20 protein-coding genes are annotated in these 19,033 nt (G+C 49.0%); 13 read left to right on the top strand and 7 right to left on the bottom strand.

Going from position 1 to position 19,033, the window contains the following annotated elements:
- The first annotated feature begins 94 nt into the window (after positions 1-94).
- The 5 genes from WJT86_RS04165 to WJT86_RS04145 all read left to right on the top strand — a co-directional run bounded on the left by WJT86_RS04165 (position 95) and on the right by WJT86_RS04145 (position 5,322).
- Entirely contained in the window at positions 95-349 is a 255-nt protein-coding gene (locus WJT86_RS04165) for an exodeoxyribonuclease VII small subunit (RefSeq protein WP_346336218.1), read from the top strand.
- A 110-nt stretch (positions 350-459) separates the two neighbouring features.
- Entirely contained in the window at positions 460-2,385 is a 1,926-nt protein-coding gene (gene dxs / locus WJT86_RS04160; protein ID WP_346336217.1) for a 1-deoxy-D-xylulose-5-phosphate synthase, read from the top strand.
- An 11-nt stretch (positions 2,386-2,396) separates the two neighbouring features.
- Positions 2,397-3,137: a TlyA family RNA methyltransferase gene (locus WJT86_RS04155; protein WP_346336303.1), complete on the top strand. Its 741-nt coding sequence runs from the start codon at positions 2,397-2,399 to the stop codon at positions 3,135-3,137.
- A 1-nt stretch (position 3,138) separates the two neighbouring features.
- The gene (locus WJT86_RS04150; protein WP_346336216.1) at positions 3,139-4,398 is read left to right on the top strand and encodes a class I SAM-dependent RNA methyltransferase; all 1,260 of its coding nucleotides are present in this window, start codon (positions 3,139-3,141) and stop codon (positions 4,396-4,398) included.
- Between the two features lie 150 nt (positions 4,399-4,548).
- Positions 4,549-5,322 (top strand): SDR family NAD(P)-dependent oxidoreductase, encoded by a 774-nt coding sequence (locus WJT86_RS04145; RefSeq protein ID WP_346336214.1) that lies wholly within the window; start codon positions 4,549-4,551, stop codon positions 5,320-5,322.
- Positions 5,323-5,330: 8 nt separating this feature from the next.
- Here the strand turns inward: WJT86_RS04145 and WJT86_RS04140 are convergent, their stop codons facing one another.
- The 5 genes from WJT86_RS04140 to WJT86_RS04120 all read right to left on the bottom strand — a co-directional run bounded on the left by WJT86_RS04140 (position 5,331) and on the right by WJT86_RS04120 (position 8,917).
- On the bottom strand, positions 5,331-6,056 hold the full coding sequence (locus WJT86_RS04140) for an SOS response-associated peptidase (RefSeq protein WP_346336213.1): 726 nt from the start codon (positions 6,054-6,056) through the stop codon (positions 5,331-5,333).
- Positions 6,057-6,081: 25 nt separating this feature from the next.
- Positions 6,082-6,924, bottom strand: coding sequence for a D-amino-acid transaminase (locus tag WJT86_RS04135; protein WP_346336212.1), 843 nt, complete (start codon positions 6,922-6,924; stop codon positions 6,082-6,084).
- A 105-nt stretch (positions 6,925-7,029) separates the two neighbouring features.
- Positions 7,030-7,596, bottom strand: coding sequence for a biotin transporter BioY (locus WJT86_RS04130; protein ID WP_346336211.1), 567 nt, complete (start codon positions 7,594-7,596; stop codon positions 7,030-7,032).
- Positions 7,593-8,219 carry an energy-coupling factor transporter transmembrane component T family protein gene (locus WJT86_RS04125; RefSeq protein WP_346336210.1) on the bottom strand — a complete coding sequence of 209 codons (627 nt, stop codon included), beginning with the start codon at positions 8,217-8,219 and terminating at the stop codon, positions 7,593-7,595. The genes WJT86_RS04130 and WJT86_RS04125 overlap by 4 nt, the downstream gene beginning before the upstream one ends.
- Positions 8,216-8,917 (bottom strand): energy-coupling factor ABC transporter ATP-binding protein, encoded by a 702-nt coding sequence (locus WJT86_RS04120; RefSeq protein WP_346336209.1) that lies wholly within the window; start codon positions 8,915-8,917, stop codon positions 8,216-8,218. The genes WJT86_RS04125 and WJT86_RS04120 overlap by 4 nt, the downstream gene beginning before the upstream one ends.
- 227 nt (positions 8,918-9,144) lie before the next feature.
- Here WJT86_RS04120 and WJT86_RS04115 point away from each other — a divergent pair, with 227 nt between their 5' ends.
- The 8 genes from WJT86_RS04115 (at position 9,145) to WJT86_RS04080 (ending at position 14,470) form a co-directional block, all read left to right on the top strand.
- On the top strand, positions 9,145-9,897 hold the full coding sequence (locus WJT86_RS04115; RefSeq protein ID WP_346336208.1) for a threonine/serine exporter family protein: 753 nt from the start codon (positions 9,145-9,147) through the stop codon (positions 9,895-9,897).
- A gap of 9 nt (positions 9,898-9,906) precedes the next feature.
- Complete coding sequence (locus WJT86_RS04110) at positions 9,907-10,365, top strand: threonine/serine exporter family protein (RefSeq protein WP_346336207.1); 459 nt, start codon at positions 9,907-9,909, stop codon at positions 10,363-10,365.
- A gap of 55 nt (positions 10,366-10,420) precedes the next feature.
- Entirely contained in the window at positions 10,421-11,017 is a 597-nt protein-coding gene (locus WJT86_RS04105) for an SCO family protein (RefSeq protein WP_346336206.1), read from the top strand.
- A 74-nt stretch (positions 11,018-11,091) separates the two neighbouring features.
- Positions 11,092-11,655, top strand: coding sequence for a GNAT family N-acetyltransferase (locus WJT86_RS04100; RefSeq protein WP_346336205.1), 564 nt, complete (start codon positions 11,092-11,094; stop codon positions 11,653-11,655).
- A gap of 20 nt (positions 11,656-11,675) precedes the next feature.
- A complete protein-coding gene (locus tag WJT86_RS04095; RefSeq protein WP_346336204.1) occupies positions 11,676-13,328 on the top strand; it encodes an AMP-binding protein in 1,653 nt (550 codons plus the stop codon).
- Between the two features lie 101 nt (positions 13,329-13,429).
- Complete coding sequence (locus WJT86_RS04090; RefSeq protein WP_346336203.1) at positions 13,430-13,753, top strand: hypothetical protein; 324 nt, start codon at positions 13,430-13,432, stop codon at positions 13,751-13,753.
- Between the two features lie 82 nt (positions 13,754-13,835).
- Positions 13,836-14,138 (top strand): hypothetical protein, encoded by a 303-nt coding sequence (locus tag WJT86_RS04085; protein WP_346336202.1) that lies wholly within the window; start codon positions 13,836-13,838, stop codon positions 14,136-14,138.
- Positions 14,139-14,152: 14 nt separating this feature from the next.
- Positions 14,153-14,470: a hypothetical protein gene (locus WJT86_RS04080; RefSeq protein ID WP_346336201.1), complete on the top strand. Its 318-nt coding sequence runs from the start codon at positions 14,153-14,155 to the stop codon at positions 14,468-14,470.
- 28 nt (positions 14,471-14,498) lie between these two features.
- On the opposite strand, the gene WJT86_RS04075 is transcribed toward WJT86_RS04080, so the two are convergent.
- The gene (locus WJT86_RS04075) at positions 14,499-17,630 is read right to left on the bottom strand and encodes an efflux RND transporter permease subunit (RefSeq protein WP_346336200.1); all 3,132 of its coding nucleotides are present in this window, start codon (positions 17,628-17,630) and stop codon (positions 14,499-14,501) included.
- A complete protein-coding gene (locus tag WJT86_RS04070) occupies positions 17,627-18,793 on the bottom strand; it encodes an efflux RND transporter periplasmic adaptor subunit (protein WP_346336199.1) in 1,167 nt (388 codons plus the stop codon). The genes WJT86_RS04075 and WJT86_RS04070 overlap by 4 nt, the downstream gene beginning before the upstream one ends.
- Positions 18,794-19,033: the final 240 nt, after the last annotated feature.

The raw sequence follows: 19,033 nt of genomic DNA, 5'->3' as shown, positions 1-19,033 counted from the left end.
TGATTAAATCTGCACTTGTTTGCACAACAGATATCAGCTTAAACCTGATTCACTAAAGAGAGGCATTGTAGCACTCTCTTATGAAGGTCATATTATGGATAACAACGAGAATACGCCTGTCACTTCGCTTCCCTTCGAGAAGGCTCTTGAAGAGCTCGAAGGAATTGTCAGACGTCTTGAGCGTGGTGATGTGCCACTGGAAGATTCCATTGCCATTTATGAACGTGGTGAAGCGCTGAAGAAGCACTGCGAAACCCTTCTCAAAAGCGCACAGGCCCGCATTGATAAAATCACGACCGGGCCCACGGGTGAGGCCTCTGGAACAACGCCTCTCGACGTTGAAGGTTAATAACTTAAGCTTATCGACCTGATCATTTTTCAGGTCGATGCTATGCTTGATAACAACCAAGACAAAAGCTTCTCCCTATGGGATGAAAGCTTCAGGGAAGGATAAGCTGCGTGACAGCTGATACTCAGACCCCTTTGCTGGACGAGATCAAAACACCAGACCTCTTACGCCAGCTGCCAGAAACCCAGCTCCAGCAAGTTGCTGACGAGTTACGTCAGGAAACCATCAATGCTGTATCGATTACAGGTGGCCATCTGGGCGCGGGCTTGGGCGTTATCGAGCTGACTGTTGCCCTCCACTATGTCTTCAACACACCGGATGATCGTCTTATCTGGGATGTCGGGCATCAGGCCTATCCTCATAAAATTCTAACGGACCGTCGCAGTCGCATCCGTACCCTTCGTCAGCACAAGGGCCTTTCCGGTTTTACCAAGCGCGCTGAAAGCCCGTATGACCCATTCGGTGCGGCGCATTCATCAACGTCCATTTCAGCGGGCCTTGGCATGGCTGCTGCTCGTGACCTCAAGGGCGAACAGAATAATGTCATCTGCGTGATCGGCGATGGCGCAATGTCGGCTGGTATGGCCTATGAGGCCCTGAATAATGCCGGCGCAATGAAGTCACGCCTGATTGTCATTCTCAACGACAATGACATGTCCATTGCCCGCCCGGTTGGCGCCATGTCAGCTTATCTGGCACGGCTTGTTTCTGGCGGCACCTATCGCTCGCTACGTGAAACAGCGAAGCAGCTTGCAAAAAAGCTCCCGCAGTTCTTTTACGACAAGGCCCAGAAGGCTGAAGAATATGCACGCGGCTTTCTGGCTGGCAGTGGCACATTATTTGAAGAACTTGGTTTCTACTATGTCGGCCCGATTGACGGACACAATCTTGATCATCTGTTGCCTATCCTGAAAAATGTCCGTGACAGTGGTAATGGCCCAGTTCTGGTTCACGTTGTCACCCAGAAGGGAAAAGGCTACGCACCAGCTGAAAACGCGGCTGATAAATATCACGGCGTGGGTGTTTTCAACGTCGTTTCCGGTGAGCAGGTCAAGCCAAAGAGCAATGCCCCAAGCTACACCAAGGTCTTTGCAGAAAGTCTCGTTAAAGCCGCTGAAAAGGACGACAGGATTGTCGCTGTAACAGCCGCAATGCCAACCGGTACAGGCCTTGATTTCTTCGGGGAACGCTTTCCGGAACGTACTTTTGATACCGGCATTGCAGAGCAGCATGCCGTGACTTTTGCAGCCGGTCTGGCAACAGAAGGTTACAAGCCTTTCTGTGCCATTTACTCAACCTTCCTGCAACGTGCCTTTGATCAGGTTGCCCATGATGTCTCGCTCCAGAACCTTCCTGTCCGCTTTGCCATAGACAGGGCTGGTCTGGTTGGGGCGGATGGTCCGACACATGCAGGTGCGTTCGATATCGCTTATCTTGGATGTCTGCCGCATATGGCAATTATGGCCGCCGCTGATGAGGCTGAGCTTGTTCATATGGTTGCGACGGCCGCCGCTTATGATGATGGCCCGATTGCCTTCCGCTACCCACGTGGTGACGGTGTTGGCGTTGAGTTGCCACAGCAGGGTATTCCACTTGCAATAGGCAAAGGCCGTATTATCAAGGAAGGAACGCGTGTTGCCATTCTCTCCCTTGGTACACGCCTGTCCGAAAGCCTCAAAGCTGCAGAAGAGCTTGAAGCTGCGGGCATCTCAACAACTGTTGCAGACGCACGCTTTGCCAAACCTCTTGATGAAGAGCTGGTTCTGCGCCTAGCCAAAGAACATGAAGTTCTGATCACGGTTGAAGAAGGTAGCATCGGTGGCTTTGGCAGCCATGTCCTCCAACTCCTTGCCATGAACGGCGCTCTCGACAAAGGCTTGAAAGTCCGTCCGCTTATTCTGCCAGATGTTTATATTGATCACGGCAACGTCAATAACATGTATGCGGAAGCAGGCCTGAATGCAGCCAATATCGTGAAAGCTGTTTTCAGCGCCTTCGGCAAGGAAGTTCCACTGACACAGGCTCACAGAGCCTAATTAAGACGGAACTGATTGTGCGAAAGCGGGCAGATGTAGCACTTGTTGAGCTTGGCATTTTTGAAAGCCGTGCCAAAGCACAGGCTGCTATTGCAGCAGGCCTTGTTATTGTTGACGGCAAGCCTGTCAAAAAGCCTTCCGAACCAATTGATATGGATGCCAAAATAACGGCGCAGGCCGCACACCCTTACGTATCTCGCGGCGGTCTGAAACTGAAAGAAGCCCTCGAGGTTTTCAAAATTGATGCAACAGATCAGGTCTGCATTGATATTGGTGCCTCAACGGGTGGCTTCTGTCAGGTTCTGCTTGAAGCAGGTGCAAGGCGCGTTTACGCCGTTGATGTTGGCCATGGTCAGCTACACCCCACCATTGCCAATGATCACCGCATCATAAATCTTGAAGGGACAGACGCCCGTAAAGTTGACAGTACCCTTGTACCGGAAGCCATTGATCTTCTTGTGTCTGATGTCAGTTTTATTTCCCTAAAGCTCGTTATTCCACCAGTCCTTCCACTTCTCAAGGCAGGTGCAAAACTTGCTGTTCTGGTGAAGCCGCAGTTCGAAGCAGGTCGCGATCACGTAAAAAAGGGCATTGTTCGTGATGCCGCCATACACATGGCAGTCTGTCGTGACATGGAAGTTTTCTTTACAAGTCTCGGCCTTCATGTAACGGGTCTAGTGCCTTCACCCATTGAAGGCGGAGACGGGAACCGCGAGTTCCTTCTTGGAGCACAGGTTCCCGTTGGAGCGTAAAATGTCTGAACAGCTACTTATCCAGAAACTCGGTGCTAAAGGCGATGGTATTGCCTTTGATGGCAACCGTCCTGTCTATGTTGCAGGAACCCTGCCAGGTGAAGAAGTTCTGGTTGATCGGGAAGATGGCAATATCCGTCTTGTGGAGGTTCTGAAACCGTCAAGTGAACGTATCAAGGCATTCTGCGCCTATTACGACAATTGCGGTGGTTGCGCCACGCAACACATGTCTGCCAGCATGTATCAGACATGGAAACGCGATATCGTTGTAATGGCCCTGAAGCAGGCAAATATTGAAACAGATATTGCTGTTTTAGAAGATGCCCATGGTGATGGGCGCCGCCGTATGACCCTGCACATCCGCTACATCAATAAGGTTATTGAAGCAGGTTTCATGGCCCCCCGCAGCCATGCCCTTGTTGCCATTGATCATTGCCCTGTCACAGTACCTGCGCTCCATAAAGCTCCTAATATCGCACGCGAAATTGGCAAGGTTCTCGGGTTTAAGTCCAAACCTGTCAGCATTCAGTTTACTGCCAGTGATCATGGCCTCGATGTCGATATCCGTGGACATGGTCAGGCTTCAGACAGCTTACGCCAAAAGCTTATTGTACTTGCAGAGATACTTGATCTTGCGCGCATTGCAATTCATGGCGATGTTCTGGTCGAGAGAAAATCTCCTTCCGTTAAAATGGGCGCTTCCAGTGTCATTCCACCAGCTGGCGGATTTCTTCAGGCAACGGAACAGGGTGAACTAACACTCGCCTCGCATGTATTAAAGTTTGCAGAAGGTACGAAAAAAGTTGCGGATCTCTTCTCAGGTTGCGGGCCTTTTGCCCTGCGACTTGCCCAGAAAGCGGAAGTCCATGCGGTTGAATCTGATGCAGCATCCTTAGCAGCTCTTGATAAAGCATACCGCGTCTCACAAGGCTTGCGCCGGATCAGCACCGAAACACGCGACCTCTTCCGACGCCCTCTCCTGAAGCCGGAACTTGAATCCTACGACTGCATTGTCATGGATCCGCCACGCGCAGGTGCAGAAGCACAGGCCCGTCAGATTGCAGGTGCGAATGTGCCGCGTATCGTCAGTGTTTCATGTGATCCGGGTACATTCGCTCGTGATGCTGCTATTATGATAAACGGCGGATATACACTTGAGCAGGTTATCCCGGTTGATCAGTTCACCTATAGCACGCACGTCGAGACGGTCAGCTTGTTTACAAAGCAAATAAAGAAGAAATTGAGACGCCGTATTTCATAACCATAAGCTTATGTGACCAGCCATGTGTTTTAACGCATTGCTCCGCCCAATCACAAACCTTCGTCGAAGAGCAAGTTATATAGCTATTTAATAACATCTGTCCTGCTGGTGCTGAGGCACGACTCATCTCTATGATGAAAGGACAGAATTATGACAAATAAATCTCTTTTGAATGGCAAGGTTGCTCTTATTACCGGAGCAGCCGGCCTGATTGGCAGAACAACGGCAAAGCTCCTTGCAGAAAGAGGCGCACGGATTGCTGCCGTTGACATGAAGGGTGCAGATTTCAGCATCCTGAAATCCATGCTCCCGGCAGAGACCAAACTCGTCACTCTGGAAGGCGTTGTCACCAACGAGGATTCTGTAAAATCTTATGTTGCAGCAACACAAGAAGCTTTCGGCAAAATTGACTTCTTCTTCATCAATGCCGGGATTGAAGGGCCTGTCAGCCCACTTGCGGACTTTCCCCTCTCAGGCTTCCAGAAGGTTATGGAAGTTAATGTGACGGGTGTCTTCTTAGGTCTCAAATATGTGTTGCCTGTTATGTACGCCCAAGGCTCGGGCAGTATCGTCAATACATCAAGCATTGCAGGCCTCACGGGTGGTGCAGGCATTGCCGCATACAACACATCCAAGCACGCCGTTATTGGCTTGATGCGCTCAGCAGCGGCAGAAGCCGGGCAACATGGTGTGCGGGTCAATACCGTCAATCCCGGCCCAATTGAAAGCCGGATGATGAAGTCCATCAATTCTGGTCAGGGCAATGAAAAAGAAAACCATGACAGAACGGCTGCCATCGTTCCAATGCGCCGCTACGGTGCACCAGAAGAAGTTGCCGAGCTTGTAGCCTTCCTCGCATCAGACGCCGCATCATTCTGTAATGGCAGTGTCTACAGCGTTGATGGCGGTATGAACGCCGTCTGAAGACAGGATCAGAAGAGACTTCCCTGCACTGGCCCCTCATTCTTCTTAGGGCCCAGCAGCTCTTTCTTCAGTTCCACCGGAACCTGTAAATCCGCATCATCCTCTCGTGCGCTATTAATGCGCTTGGAAACAGGCGTCATATTCAACCAGTCATCGGGGCAGGCTTTCGCCTCTGCTAAGGCTTCCTTGACCGAATAGACACCAGTTGCAAGCCAACGCTTGATACCCTCTTCACCAAGGATAACCGGCATCCTGTCATGAATGGGTGCCATCAAACCATTGGCATTGGTCGTGACGACCGCAACGGTATCAATTTCACCCCCATCGGGGTCGGCATAAGTTTCCCATAGCCCCGCCATTGGTAATGGGCCCCCTGATTTCATCCGAAACATGAAGGGCTGTTTGTCATTACCTGTACGTTTCCATTCATAGAAGGCATCGGCCATAAAAATACAGCGCCGATGGCGGATTGCCGTTTTGAAAGATGGTTTGTAGCGAAGGCTTTCAGAACGTGCATTTACCAGAAGTGGAAATGCACCTGGATCCTTGACCCATTCCGGAATAAAGCCCCAGCGCATCAGACGGAAATGCCGGACGCGGCTATCCTGCACAACAACAGGCACTGGCTGTGTTGGAGCGATATTATAACGGGGTGGAAAATTAGGTTGTTCTACGTAATCGTAGAACTCACGCAAAATTTCCGGAGACAGGGTCAGGGCATATCGTCCACACATCTCAGGTCTCCGGAAGCTTTAGCACTCAGGCTCCAGCCATTTCCAGATAAAGCGCACGCAGACGCTTTGTCAGTGGGCCGGGCTTACCAGAACCAACCTGTTTGCCGTCGATTGAAACGATTGGCATAACGAATGTTGTTGCACTCGTAATAAAGGCTTCATCTGCTGCAAAAGCTTCTTCCAGTGTAAACAGGCGTTCTTCAATCGTCAGGTTCTTTTCATTGGCCAGACGCATCACTGTCAGACGTGTAATGCCCGGCAGAATGGCGCGGGACAATGGTCGTGTAATAATCTTGTCACCAGCAATGATAAAGGCAGTAGAAGAGCCACCTTCTGTAACATAACCGTCCTGAACCATCAGGGCCTCAACAGCTCCGGCTTCCTTAGCTGCCTGTTTGGCAAAAACCTGAGCAAGCAGTCCAACAGATTTGATATCACGGCGCGCCCAGCGAATGTCTTCAACGCTGATGGCCTTACCACCTGTCTCAGCGGCTGGATTATTGACGATATTTTTAACCTGCGTAAAAGCCACAACAGTTGGCTTGATGGATTTGTCATAAGAGAAATCGCGCTCTGCCGCTCCGCGAGTCACCTGCATGTAGACGCAGCCTTCTTTCAGCTCATTGCGTTTTACAAGTTCCTTCTCAATCTCAATCCACTGCTCATAGCTATATGGATTAACGATATCAATTTCTTTCAGGCAGCGATCAAGGCGGGCCATATGCGCTTCATTGTCAACGAGTTTGCCGTTCACGACTGCACTGACTTCATAGATACCATCAGCAAACAGGAAGCCTCGATCCATAATCGAGATATTTGCTTCTTCAAAAGGAACGTAAGACCCATTAACAAAAACGATGCGCGACATTAGAAAACTCCACAGAGCACGAGCTATTTAGGAATACGGACACTTTATTCCTATCGTTTTTCAAAGCAAGAACATCTTAAGCAACAACGTATTTTCTGGTTAAGATTATACTTCTTCATCTTTTGGCGTTTCCCAACGCTGAAGTGTTTGGGCGATATAGCCAACCGCTACAGCCTTCACCACATCCAGCGGAATGAAAGCAAGCATTGCAAAGAACGTCTTGTCGAAACTGAGACCGGTACGCCAGGACATCATTGGAATACCGCACATGTAGAGAACAATAATTCCGCCAACAATTGACGCAATAATTGCCCTTACCATTGCATTAGTCACAGGAAGTACCCGGTTTAACCAACCAACAGTCAGTACAGCTGGCAACCAGCCGATAAAGAAGCCGGCTGTTGGCCCGTAGAGAACACCAAGACCACCACGACCACCAGACAGGACAGGTGCACCCAGAAGCACAACGAACATCAGGAGCAGAACAGAAAAGAAGCCGAGCCGGGCACCAATCACCACGCCAGCCAACATAACACCAAGTGACTGGATAGATATCGGAACACCACCAAGAAATGGAGGACTGACCCAAAGCGGCAGAACACCAAGGGCGGCAATGATCGCAGCGAACAGGGCAATGCGTACAAAGTCACCTGTTGTGAATGTCCACTTCATGATCCAATTCCTCTGTTCTTATCTGTATTAATACCAAAACCACGCGCATCAAGAGTTTCCGCAACACGGTCGGCAAGATGCATTGTCTCAACAATAAAGGGGGCAATAATCTTTATCCCTCCCCTTTTACCTGTACGGGCCCGATACGCCTCATCGCGCTCACGCCAGCTCACAAGTAGATACGGAATAAATCGCAGAACCAGCGCCACAGCAAGTGAAACCCGATGCGGGCTCACCCCAAATCGTGCAAATGGCCTGAGCAGAGGCTGAATAGCATTCATCATCTCCTGCATCGTTGAAGATAATGTCACAAGATCAGCAAGCAGGATCATGGATAATAACCGCAAAACCATATTGAGGCCGGTGATCCAGTCCGTGCTGTAAACCTGAAACAGCCCAATGAACACCAGAAATAAAATCAGCATCCGCATGGCCAGCAAACGCTTCAAGGCTTCCCTGCCGCATAACGCGTAAGCCACAAGAACCAGCGATAGAACAATACCAGGGAACCAGATCCAGTGGACAAAAGGAAATGCTACACTTATCCCGGCCAGCAGTAACAGCTTTTTACCCGCAGAGATGCGGTGAAGAAATGTATCGCGTGCCAGATAACCTGCGATCATAATTCTTTCTCAGCCCTTGCTATGGCTTCAGCCTGATAGGCTGGCAGAATATCTTTTGGGTGTCCGTCTGCCTTGACTGCACCCTGTTCAAGCCACAGTACACGGTCACAATCCTGCAGCAACTCGAGGTCATGCGAAGCAATAACAGCTCCCGGCTGCAACTTTCTCATCCTTTTGATAAAGGAAAGGCGTGTTGCAAAATCAAGGCTTGCGAAAGGTTCATCCAGCAGCAGAAGACGTGGCTCCAGAACCATAACCGCCATCAGACAGACAAGCTGTTTCTGGCCACCAGAAAGTTCGTCAACAGCCCTCTTGCCCCATGCCTCACAGCCATAATCTGTCAGAATAGCTTTAACCCGCTGATCAACCTCTGATGCATGCAAACCCTGATTGAGCAGGCCAAAACTGATTTCTTCACTAACTGTCGGGAAGAGAATCTGATGATCGGGGTTCTGGAACAAAAACCCGACCTGAGCCGGAAGCTGACTTGCCTCTTTCGCGGTATCTAACCCAAGTGTGCGAACGGTACCCGCATCAGGTTTCAACAGCCCGTGGATCAAACGTAAGAGGCTGCTTTTGCCTGAGCCATTATGCCCAACCAATCCGATACGGTGTTCTGTAACCGATAGAGAAAATCCGCTGAACAACTTGCGCCCGGCCCGTTGCAGATCAACGTTTTCAAATGTAATCAACGGCAAATCTCTCTGCCGTGTAGAACTGGCTGCTTCAGACAAAATTATCCGCTCGGTTGCAATAAGAATCCAACACCTCTTAGAGCATCTTTATGGTAAGGTATACAACCGACAGATATTGTCGCATCCCCATTCTTCAACATCTGGCGTATAAGCGCCCTATATTTTGAAATACCAATATTTCTGATAGCTTGAAAAACAAGGTCTGCCCCTAAGAAGTGAAATAAAAGTCGATGACATCTCTGAGGCCACATTCTGTTGTTGAAGTTGCACTGAAAGCCGCTGTTCTGGTGCACCAGTCCGGCGGCGATGCCGCCCGCACTGAAAGTACAATGCGGCGGGTCGCCACTGCACTTGATGTTGAGCGTGTTGATACCATGGTGTCATCACTGAGCATGTCTCTGACAATCAAATATAAAGGCGAGATATTTACCGGCATGCGCCGCTCACCCCATATGGGTGTAAACTTCAGAGCCCTGACAGGCATGGAACGGGCCTTACTTGCACTTGAGAAAAAACGGATCACACTGGAAGCGTTTGAGCGTATCGTTGATAAACTTTATTTGCCAAAACCCTATTATCCACCATGGGTGCTCTTGCCCTGTGTCGGGCTGGCCTGTGCAGGTTTTGCAGCGATGTTTTTAGGCGATGCATATACAATTTTGATTGCATTCATTGCCGGAATGATCGGAATGACAACACGCTACCTGTTGGCGCAAAAACACTATAAACCATTTATAGTAACGGCAATTGCCGCATTTGTAGCGACACTTATTGCCGGTACCTTACAGTCTTTTACAAGCACACCGAACTTGGCTATTGCCGCTTCTGTACTGTTTCTTATCCCCGGTGTGCCGCTGATTAATGGCGCATCTGATATGCTCAATGGCAGCTACCTCAATGCACTCATTCGTCTCACCATGGGCTTGACCATGATCACCAGCCTGTCACTCGGCATGAGTGTCGCCCTTCGTATCGTAAGCTGAGAGATGGCAATGAACTGGTATCCTTGGCTAACACAGCTCTGGGCAGCTCCGGCAGCCATCGGCTTTGCCATGCTATTCAACTCTCACCCAAGCAGCTTATGGAAAGTTGCCATTCTGGCAATTCTCGGACACCTTATCAGAGACCTCTGTGTCTATATGAACAGTGACCTTGTAATGGGCACCTTGATTGCTGCTTATACCATTGGTCTGTTTGCAAAAATTTGGTCCAAGCGCTTGCGACAGGCCACCCCTGTTCTGGCAATCAGTGCTGCGATACCAATGGTCCCCGGTGTTCCAATGTTTAACACCATCCGCAGCCTGCTTTCTGTCGCGAGAGAGCCTTCGAACGATGTGGCTATGGCATTTTTAATTGATGCCGGAGCAAACGCCACACGGGCCATCCTCATTCTTTTTGCTCTGGCCCTTGGAATTTCAGCTCCATGGCTTCTCAAACCTGCAAAAAAGTAGAGGCGTGACAATAACCAGCTCCCGCGTTATGAAAAGCTAACAACGGGAGAAGGGTATGAATCGCAAATTTCTGGCTGTGCTGGCATTCGCGTTTATTGCAATCGGGTTACTATCCGGTGCCTTCTATTTTCTGGCCGGAAATGAGCGGACAAGCGGAAGCGGCTCAGCTGCGATCGGTGGACCGTTCACTTTGACAGATGTGAAAGGTAAGCCCTTCTCAAGTGAAAGCCTGAAAGGTAAACCTTATCTCGTCTTCTTCGGCTTCACCCATTGCCCGGAAGTCTGCCCGACAACACTCTTTGACCTGACACAGGATATGAAAGAGCTTGGGCCAGATGCGGATAAGCTCAATATTGTTTTCATCTCCGTTGATCCTGAACGCGATACGCCAGAACTGATTGAAACCTATCTTTCAAACTTCGATGAACGCATCATCGGCCTGACCGGAACACCGGATCAGATTGCCGAAATTGCGCGCAGCTTTAAGGCTTTTTATCGCAAGGTTCCCACCAGTGATGGTGATTATACCGTCGATCATCAGGTCACAATTTACATGATGGATAGGCAGGGCCGCTTTGCCCTTGCCTCCAACTATCAGGAAAATCAGGAAACGCGTCTGGCAAAAATTAAAAGAGTTATCGCGGGTAGCTAAGTAGAGACCTCAGGCCATATATAAGATTTATATAATAACCAGCCCAACAAAGTGACTGTATTTGGAATTGTGCAATGACAAAAGATAACAAGCAGACAGCAAACAAAAGCACACCTATCCATATTCAAACAGCTAACTTTGTGATGAAAACGCTGGATCAGGATGCAGCACCCATCCTTCTGGACTGGTTCAAACTCCCTGAAATTCTTGATACATTAAACCTGCCTCATATCAGTTTTACAGCGTCGCAAGTCGGTCAGTTTATCGCAAGCTTCAACAATCAGACGAGTTATCTGATTGGCATAACAGATAAGAAAAGTGGAAGCTTAATCGGCTTTTACGTTATTCGATCAAACCCGCAGCATCGCGCGGGTCATATCATCGTCTGTATCGCCAACAAGGATTTCCGGGGTAAGAATATTCTGGCAGAGGCGACACTGGCCGTTCGGGATGAGATGTTCATCCACCGCAACATAGATAAGCTTTCAGCCCATGTTCTGGAGAGCAATCGAGCAGCTCTGTTTAACCTCATAGGCTCACCGGATTTTATTTATGAAGGCGCCTTGCAAAAAGAGCATCTCGACAAGAATGATAATCGCCTTGATGTGCTCGTTTTTTCAGCCATTAAGCCAACCTGATACAGCTTCAGCGTTTAGAGATGCAAAAACCTATTGGCCAGTTCAAGACAACCGTTGAAGCACTGCAGGCCGCGGCAAGCTGTGAGAGACATCTCCGGTTTCATGATGGCAATGGTACGCCAACTGTCACACTTTCTTATGAAGAGCTGAATGCGCAGGCTATATCAATTGCCCAACGCCTCCACAATTATGATTTGAGAGCAGGAGACCGTGTTGCGATTGCAGCAGAAACACGACCTGAATTCCTCTATGTTTTTTATGGCTGCCAGTATGCAGGCATTATCCCCTGCCCGCTTCCCTATCGTTCGCGTTTTGAAAAGCCAGGGCTTTATGCCGCCAAGATCGGAGCGATGCTCAGGAATGGGGAAATTAAAGCTGTTATCAGCCTTCCTGAACAAGATTATATTGCAGATATTGCCTTAGAAAATACAGCACGAGCCATCTCTTACGATGCTTTGACACAAGCAGCGGCAGGCGATTTACCTCCTCCACCACAACCTGACGATATTGCCTATATTCAGTTTTCATCCGGCTCAACATCCGAGCCCAAAGGTATATTGATCAGCCATCGCGCATTATCCGCTAATGTTTCAGCGATCCTGACATATGGCATGCAGTTGCGAGAAGATGACCGAGCCTTCTCATGGTTGCCGTTTTACCATGACATGGGCTTGGTTGGCTTCTCAATTGCCCCTGTCTATGGAGCCTGCAATATTGATTACATGCCATCCGTGGCCTTTGCACGCCGTCCAATGCTATGGCTCAAACTTATGGCAGAATACGGCACAACCATCACCTATGCGCCAGACTTTGCCTACCGACTCGTCGCAGAACGTTTCAGCAGTGAAACGGCAATACCTGATCTCTCTCACCTGCGGATTGCCGGGATAGGCGGTGACATGATCCGGGCTGATACGCTCGCCACATTTGCATCAGCCCTTAAACCAACCGGGTTTAACCCGGATAGCTTCCTGCCAAGCTATGGTATGGCTGAGGCAACGCTTGCAATCTCGTTTGGCCGTGCCGGTCATCATACAGATATCGACCAGATTGATTACAAGCAGGCCAGCCAAACAGGTACAGTTATAAAACGGCAAAACGTTGAAAGCCCGCAGGATGATGTAAGAAGCTTTGTCAGCTGCGGGGTTCCCTTACCGGGGATGGATGTCATCATTGCTGATACAGACGGCAGGCTTCAACCTGACCGTCAGATAGGCTGCATCCTGATCAAAGGTGAAAGCCTGATGCAGGGCTACACATCCGGAAATACGGAACCTGTTTTTGATCAAAACGGTTTCATGGATACAGGTGACCTTGGATACATGCGCAGTGGACAGCTATTCATAACTGGCCGCTCAAAAGATCTGATCATCTTCCGAGGCAGAAATATCTGGCCACAGGATATTGAGCGTATCGCCGAGCATGCTATTTCTCTCAGTCATGGTCGGACACTCGCCTTTTCAACGGAAGTGCCCGGAGGCGATGATCAGGTTATCCTTCTGGTACAGGCAACAGAAGATCCGGAAACCAAAGATAAGATACATACAGCCATCAGCCAGGCTCTCGGTATTTCATGTGATATTATTTTTGTCCCTTCCGGACGCATTCCACGCACCTCATCAGGCAAACTTGCACGAGCACGAGCCAAAGCATTATTTTTGAAAGCAGACTAAAAATAGCATGTCATGTGTCTCTTCACTCAGAGGCGAACAAATATTCATCGTAAATTCATCATTATATTTGATAAATTGTTTGCTGTTACTGACGGAGACGAATGATGTCATCTGCACCACCATCTGAGACAACTAACGGAGCTTTTAAAAAGCTGTTCTCGTTTATCTCTAAGCGGAAGCAGAAACCGGCCCGTATCAGATTAGACAAGGAAACACGGCGCACACTGGAAGCACCCGCCCAACTCTTTATCTGGCAGGATGATGGTACCTCCAATGAAGGTATCACCTACCCCAGCCTGCGCGAGGCCATCAGGCAAGCCCCTGATGACACAGATAGCCGCTCATTCATTGTCGCGGAAAATGGGCATATCCTGCGGCCATTCCAGATTGCCAAAATTAAAAAACATCTCGCAGAGAACGTCTGAACCTGCCTTACGCTAAATATATTTGAAGCAGGGACATACTCTGCTTCAAGGTATATAATATGGGGTATTGGAGATTGAATTCATGTCCCGCACCCTTGCACATATTCTATGTATTGTAGTGGCAGGAAGCTGCCTGTCAGCCTCAGCTCAGGCACGCTCTCTGACCAGAAACATGTCCTGTCAGGAAGCCAAAAACGTTATTGATAAGCAGGGCTTTGCTGTGCTGGATACAGATAAATTCATTTACGATCGTTATGTCAAAGACGAGCGCTTCTGCCCTCCACGACAGGCCACAGAACCAGCGTGGGTTCCCACGAAAGATAACCCTCAGTGCTTCATTGGCTACACATGCATTGAGCCAGATTCTGATATCTGGTTTCGATAAAGAGAGGGATGATCATGACCAACCGTCATAAAACCTGTTTACTCCCTACCCTGCTAGGCGTCATTATTCTGGGCAGTGCATGTTTAAGTGCCGCACAGGCTCAACAAGTTACATCGCAAAATATACCATGTAGCCAATTGCAAACAATGGTCAGAACTGAAGGAGCCGTTACAATTTACTACGGCTCACATCTCTATGATCGTTATGTGGATCATGCTGGCTTTTGCGCAACGATGGAAAGAACCAAGGCGGCCTGGATTCCGAGTAAGGATAACCCGCAATGCTTTGTTGGTTATACGTGTGAGCAGCCGCATCTTACTTCTAAAAGATAACGGCAACTCCACACTCAGACATTTCATATCAAGCGCTATGGTGTTTGGTCTGTCTGAAGGTTTTCCAGCGCTCAGGCAGGCTCAGCAGGAACTGGGAGAACCGTTCCATATAAAGATACAGCACAGGTGTAATAAACAGCGTCAGCATCTGCGAAACGATCAACCCGCCAACCACCGCGACACCCAGAGGCTGCCTCAACTCAGAACTTGCACCATGCCCGATGGCGATCGGGAAAGTTCCCATGATAGCGGCAAAAGTCGTCATCATGATTGGCCGGAAACGCATCAGACAGGCTTTATGGATTGCCTCTCGAGGTTCCACACCATCACGTTGCAAGGTCAAGGCGACGTCAATCATCATGATCGCGTTTTTCTTGACGATACCGATAAGCATCAACAACCCGATAATTGCGATAATACTGAGGTCCATTCCAAACAGCAGGAGCGACCCAAGAGCACCAATCACAGCCGACGGCAGGCCGCTCAAAATAGTCAGCGGGTGAATAAAGCTCTCATAGAGGATACCCAGCACGATATAAACTGTCAGGATAGCGGCAATCACCAGCATGATCTGGTTAGACTGAGAGCTCTGGAAGGTTTTGGCAGTACCTGAGAATGTCGATGTAATCGTTACCGGCAAACCCATTTCCTGCTTCATAGCTTCTAGCCTGTTAACCGCAGTCCCCAATGACACCCCTTCAGGCAGGTTGAAGGAAATTGTCACGGCGGGAAGCTGTCCCAATTGGGAGACGGTAACAGTGCCGACACTACGCTCAACTTTGGCAAATGCACTTAATGGAACAAGATTTCCATACGTAGAGCGTACATAGATCAGATCCAGCCTGTTTGCTGACCAATCCATATTGGGGTCGAATTCCATCAAAACGGAGTAGGAATCACCCGTTGAATAGATAGTCGAAATCTGGCGCGTTCCGAAACCGGAATAGAGCGTTGAGCGTAAACGATCAGCCTCAATCCCGAGTGTCTTTGCCTTATCCTTATCAATCACAAGGGTTGCTTGCAGGGCATTGTTCTGAAGGTCAGAGACAACATCAACAAAGTTTGCCCGGTCTGCACGCATTTTCTCGGTGACACGAGGTGCCCATTCATACAGGTCTGTATAGTTCAAACCTTGCAGAACATACTGGTACATACTTGAAGATGAACGGCCGCCACTGATGTTCAGGTTCTGAACCGGGTTCATATAAACATCGATGCCGGCAATCTTGGCAAATTTAGCCCGGAACTCCGTTAGGATCGCGTTCATTGGTGGGCGTTCACCTTTCGGCTTTAACACGGAGAAACCACTGCCTGTGTTCATCCCCGAGCTGCCACCGCCGCCGCCAACCATTGAGATAAAGGTATCGACATAGGGTGATTCAAGAAAGACGTTTTCAACCTGCTTTTGAAGCTTGGACATGGCGTCAAAAGAAACATCCTGTCGGGCTTTTGTTGAAATACTGAGAATGCCAATATCTTCTTGCGGCACAAAACCTTTGGGAATGTAGGCAAACATCAAAAAGTTAGCGACAAGTGTTCCGAAGAAAACAGCAACGACAGCACGCTGGTGCTTCAGACAGATTTCCAAACCGCGGTCATACCACTCCAGGGTTTTGTTGAAACCACGCTCCAGAGCTGCGTTAAAGCCTTTGCCTTGCGCATCAACCTGCTTTGCCGCGTTATGAGTGATAATGCGTGAGCAGAGCATCGGTGTCAGTGTCAAAGAGACAAATGCAGATGCTGCGATAGAAGCCGTCACAACAATCGCGAACTCATAGAATAGTCGCCCGATGATGCCTTCCATTAGCAAAACAGGAATAAAGACAGCCAGCAGTGAGACGGTAATCGAAATAATCGTAAACCCGATTTCCTTACTACCAACCAACGCCGCTTCCATAGGACTGCGGCCCTCTTCCTCCATATGACGCATGATGTTTTCCAACATCACGATCGCATCATCGACCACCAACCCCACAGATAGGGTCAGGGCAAGAAGCGAGATATTATCGATTGAGAAGCCGAAAAGGTACATGACCCCATAAGTTGCAATCAGTGAAATGGGGACCGCAAAACTTGGAATGATTGTCGCTGTCGCATGGCGCAGAAATATAAAGATAACCAGAATAACCAGCACAATTGTCAGTGCGAGCGTAAACTGAACGTCCTCAACAGCTTCACGAATAGATGTTGAACGGTCATTAGCAATACCGATTTTGGAACCGGGAGGAAGCGTTGCCTCGAACTGTGGCAGAAGCGCTTTTACCCGATCAACAACCTCAACGGTATTGGCATCTGGCTGGCGCTGAACGGCCAGCATGATTGTCCGCTCACCATTGAAACTGGCGGCTGTCTTCGTGTTCTCGACAGAGTCGATCACATTGGCAACATCCCCCAGACGCACAGGCCTCCCATTGCGAGTTGCAACAATAATATTCGCAAACTGCTTGGCATTTTCGAGCTGGGTCTTTGCCTCAATGATCAGTTGCTGCTTATCATTTTGCAGTGTTCCAACTGGCGTATTCGCATTTGCAGCAGCCACAGCTGTCTGGATTTCGTCAACACCAATACCGCGGGTAGCTAAGGCATTTGGGTCGATCTGAATACGTACCGCATATTTCTGACTACCCCAGACAATAACCTGTGCGACACCGGGAATAGTTGATAGAGCCGGTGAGATAACCTGTTGGCTGTAAGCATCAAGTTCAGAAAGTGGCACACGGTCACTACGAACCGTCATCATCAGGATTGGTGCATCCGCAGGATTCACTTTACGAAAGCTGGGAGCATTGGTCATTTCATCCGGAAGCTGACGGCTTGTGCGCGTAATGGCAGCCTGTACGTCAGCCGCAGCCGCATCGATATCGCGCTCCAACACAAACTGGATGGCAATAGATGTCGAGCCTTGGGCACTCGTTGTAGAAATTGCATCAATACCAGCAATCGTAGCGAACTGCTTGATCAGCGGTGTTGCAACCGAGTTTGCCATGGTTTCAGGTGAAGCTCCGGGGAGCTGGGCAGAAACGTTGATAACCGGGAATTCTGTCCGGGGCAGAGCTGCAACAGGCAAATGGCTATATGCAAACAATCCACCAAGGATCAATGCAATCGACATTAAGATCGTTGCAACGGGCCGGCGAATACAGAATTCGGATATATTCACTGCTTATCTCCGTTTTCAGTATTCGGGGTCGGCTGGGAGGGTTTGTTGACGATATTGATCGCCGCACCCTCTGATAAGCGGTTATGCCCTTCAACAATGATCTGCTCTCCAGCCTTCAGACCTGAAATTGCAGAGTTCACATTATCAGAGCCAATAATCTGGACATCCCGGACACCGGCCTTGCCATCAGGTAAAGCAACAAAGACATATGGCCCTTTTTGCCCCATCTGCAGAGCAACAGTCGGCACCAAAATCACATCATCAAGTTGCCCGAGAACAGCTTCAATCTGCACATATTGTCCCGGCCAGAACTTGCGTTCATCATTTGGGAAAGACGCCTTAACAGTGATGGTGCCGGAGCTTGAATCGACCATGTTATCAAGAAAGTCGAGCTTACCAACCGCAGTTGCTCCACCGTTTGGTGCACTGATTTTAACTTCCGGCACTATCTTTTGATCTGTCGCCTTACGCAGCAGAGGTAAATCTCTCTCCGGCAGGGCAAACGTTACACGCAGTGGTTGAATTTGTGTGATTGTTACAAGCCCGCCACCGGAACTGTCATTCGCCTTAACAAGATTGCCGGGGGTGACGCGGACAGAGCCCACTCTACCTGAAATGGGTGCGTAAATACGGGTATATGAGAGCTTAAGTTTATCAGATTCAAGGATAGCCTTATCCGCATCAAGAACAGCGGCTGCTGATTTCTGGTTTGCGGTTGCCTGATCAACTTGTTGCTGGGATGCCGAGTTCTTTGCCAGCAGCGCTTGAGCACGGCTTAAGTCCGCAAGACTTTGAGCGAGCAGAGCCTCGTCTTTATCAATGGTTGCCTGATCTTTCGCGATGGTAGCCTTGATTTCACGATCATCCAGAACAAAGAGCAGGTCACCTTTTTCAACAATTTGCCCATCTCGAACGTGCTGTTCGATAAGCTGACTATCAATACGCGAGAGAATTGTAACTGTTGCAGGTGACTCAACCAGCGCAATCGCTTGTCTACTGACCGGGAAGTTAACAGCTTTCGCCTCAGCAACCTCAACAGCAGTCTGACGAGGGTCTCCCTTCTGGCTTGTATCCTTTTTCCCTGTCAGGCCCCAAAAAGCGGCACCCAGAAGGATAAGAACACCCACACCAATGGATATCTGACGATTATTAAAGCGCTGCATGTATGACCCGCACCATTAAGAAGTAAGCATTGTAAGGATATGAGACATTCGGCAACATTATCTAAATAAAAAATATTGCGCTGATATCTCACTCCCTGACTTAAAATGAGGTTTCCCCACTGTTACTTTTACGGGTGAAGCTAGGCTGATATCAAATGAATTAATTGTAATGTTTCTCAATACTATACACTAAGGCAGCAAAATTAATTCTTCTATCTAATACGCAATATCTTTGATTAT

This window comes from Hohaiivirga grylli, assembly GCF_039655745.1.
In the GTDB taxonomy this organism is placed as follows: Bacteria; Pseudomonadota; Alphaproteobacteria; order Rhizobiales; family Beijerinckiaceae; genus Hohaiivirga; species Hohaiivirga grylli.
Note: the sequence above shows the minus strand (reverse complement) of the source record. Positions and strands in the feature narration are given on the sequence as shown.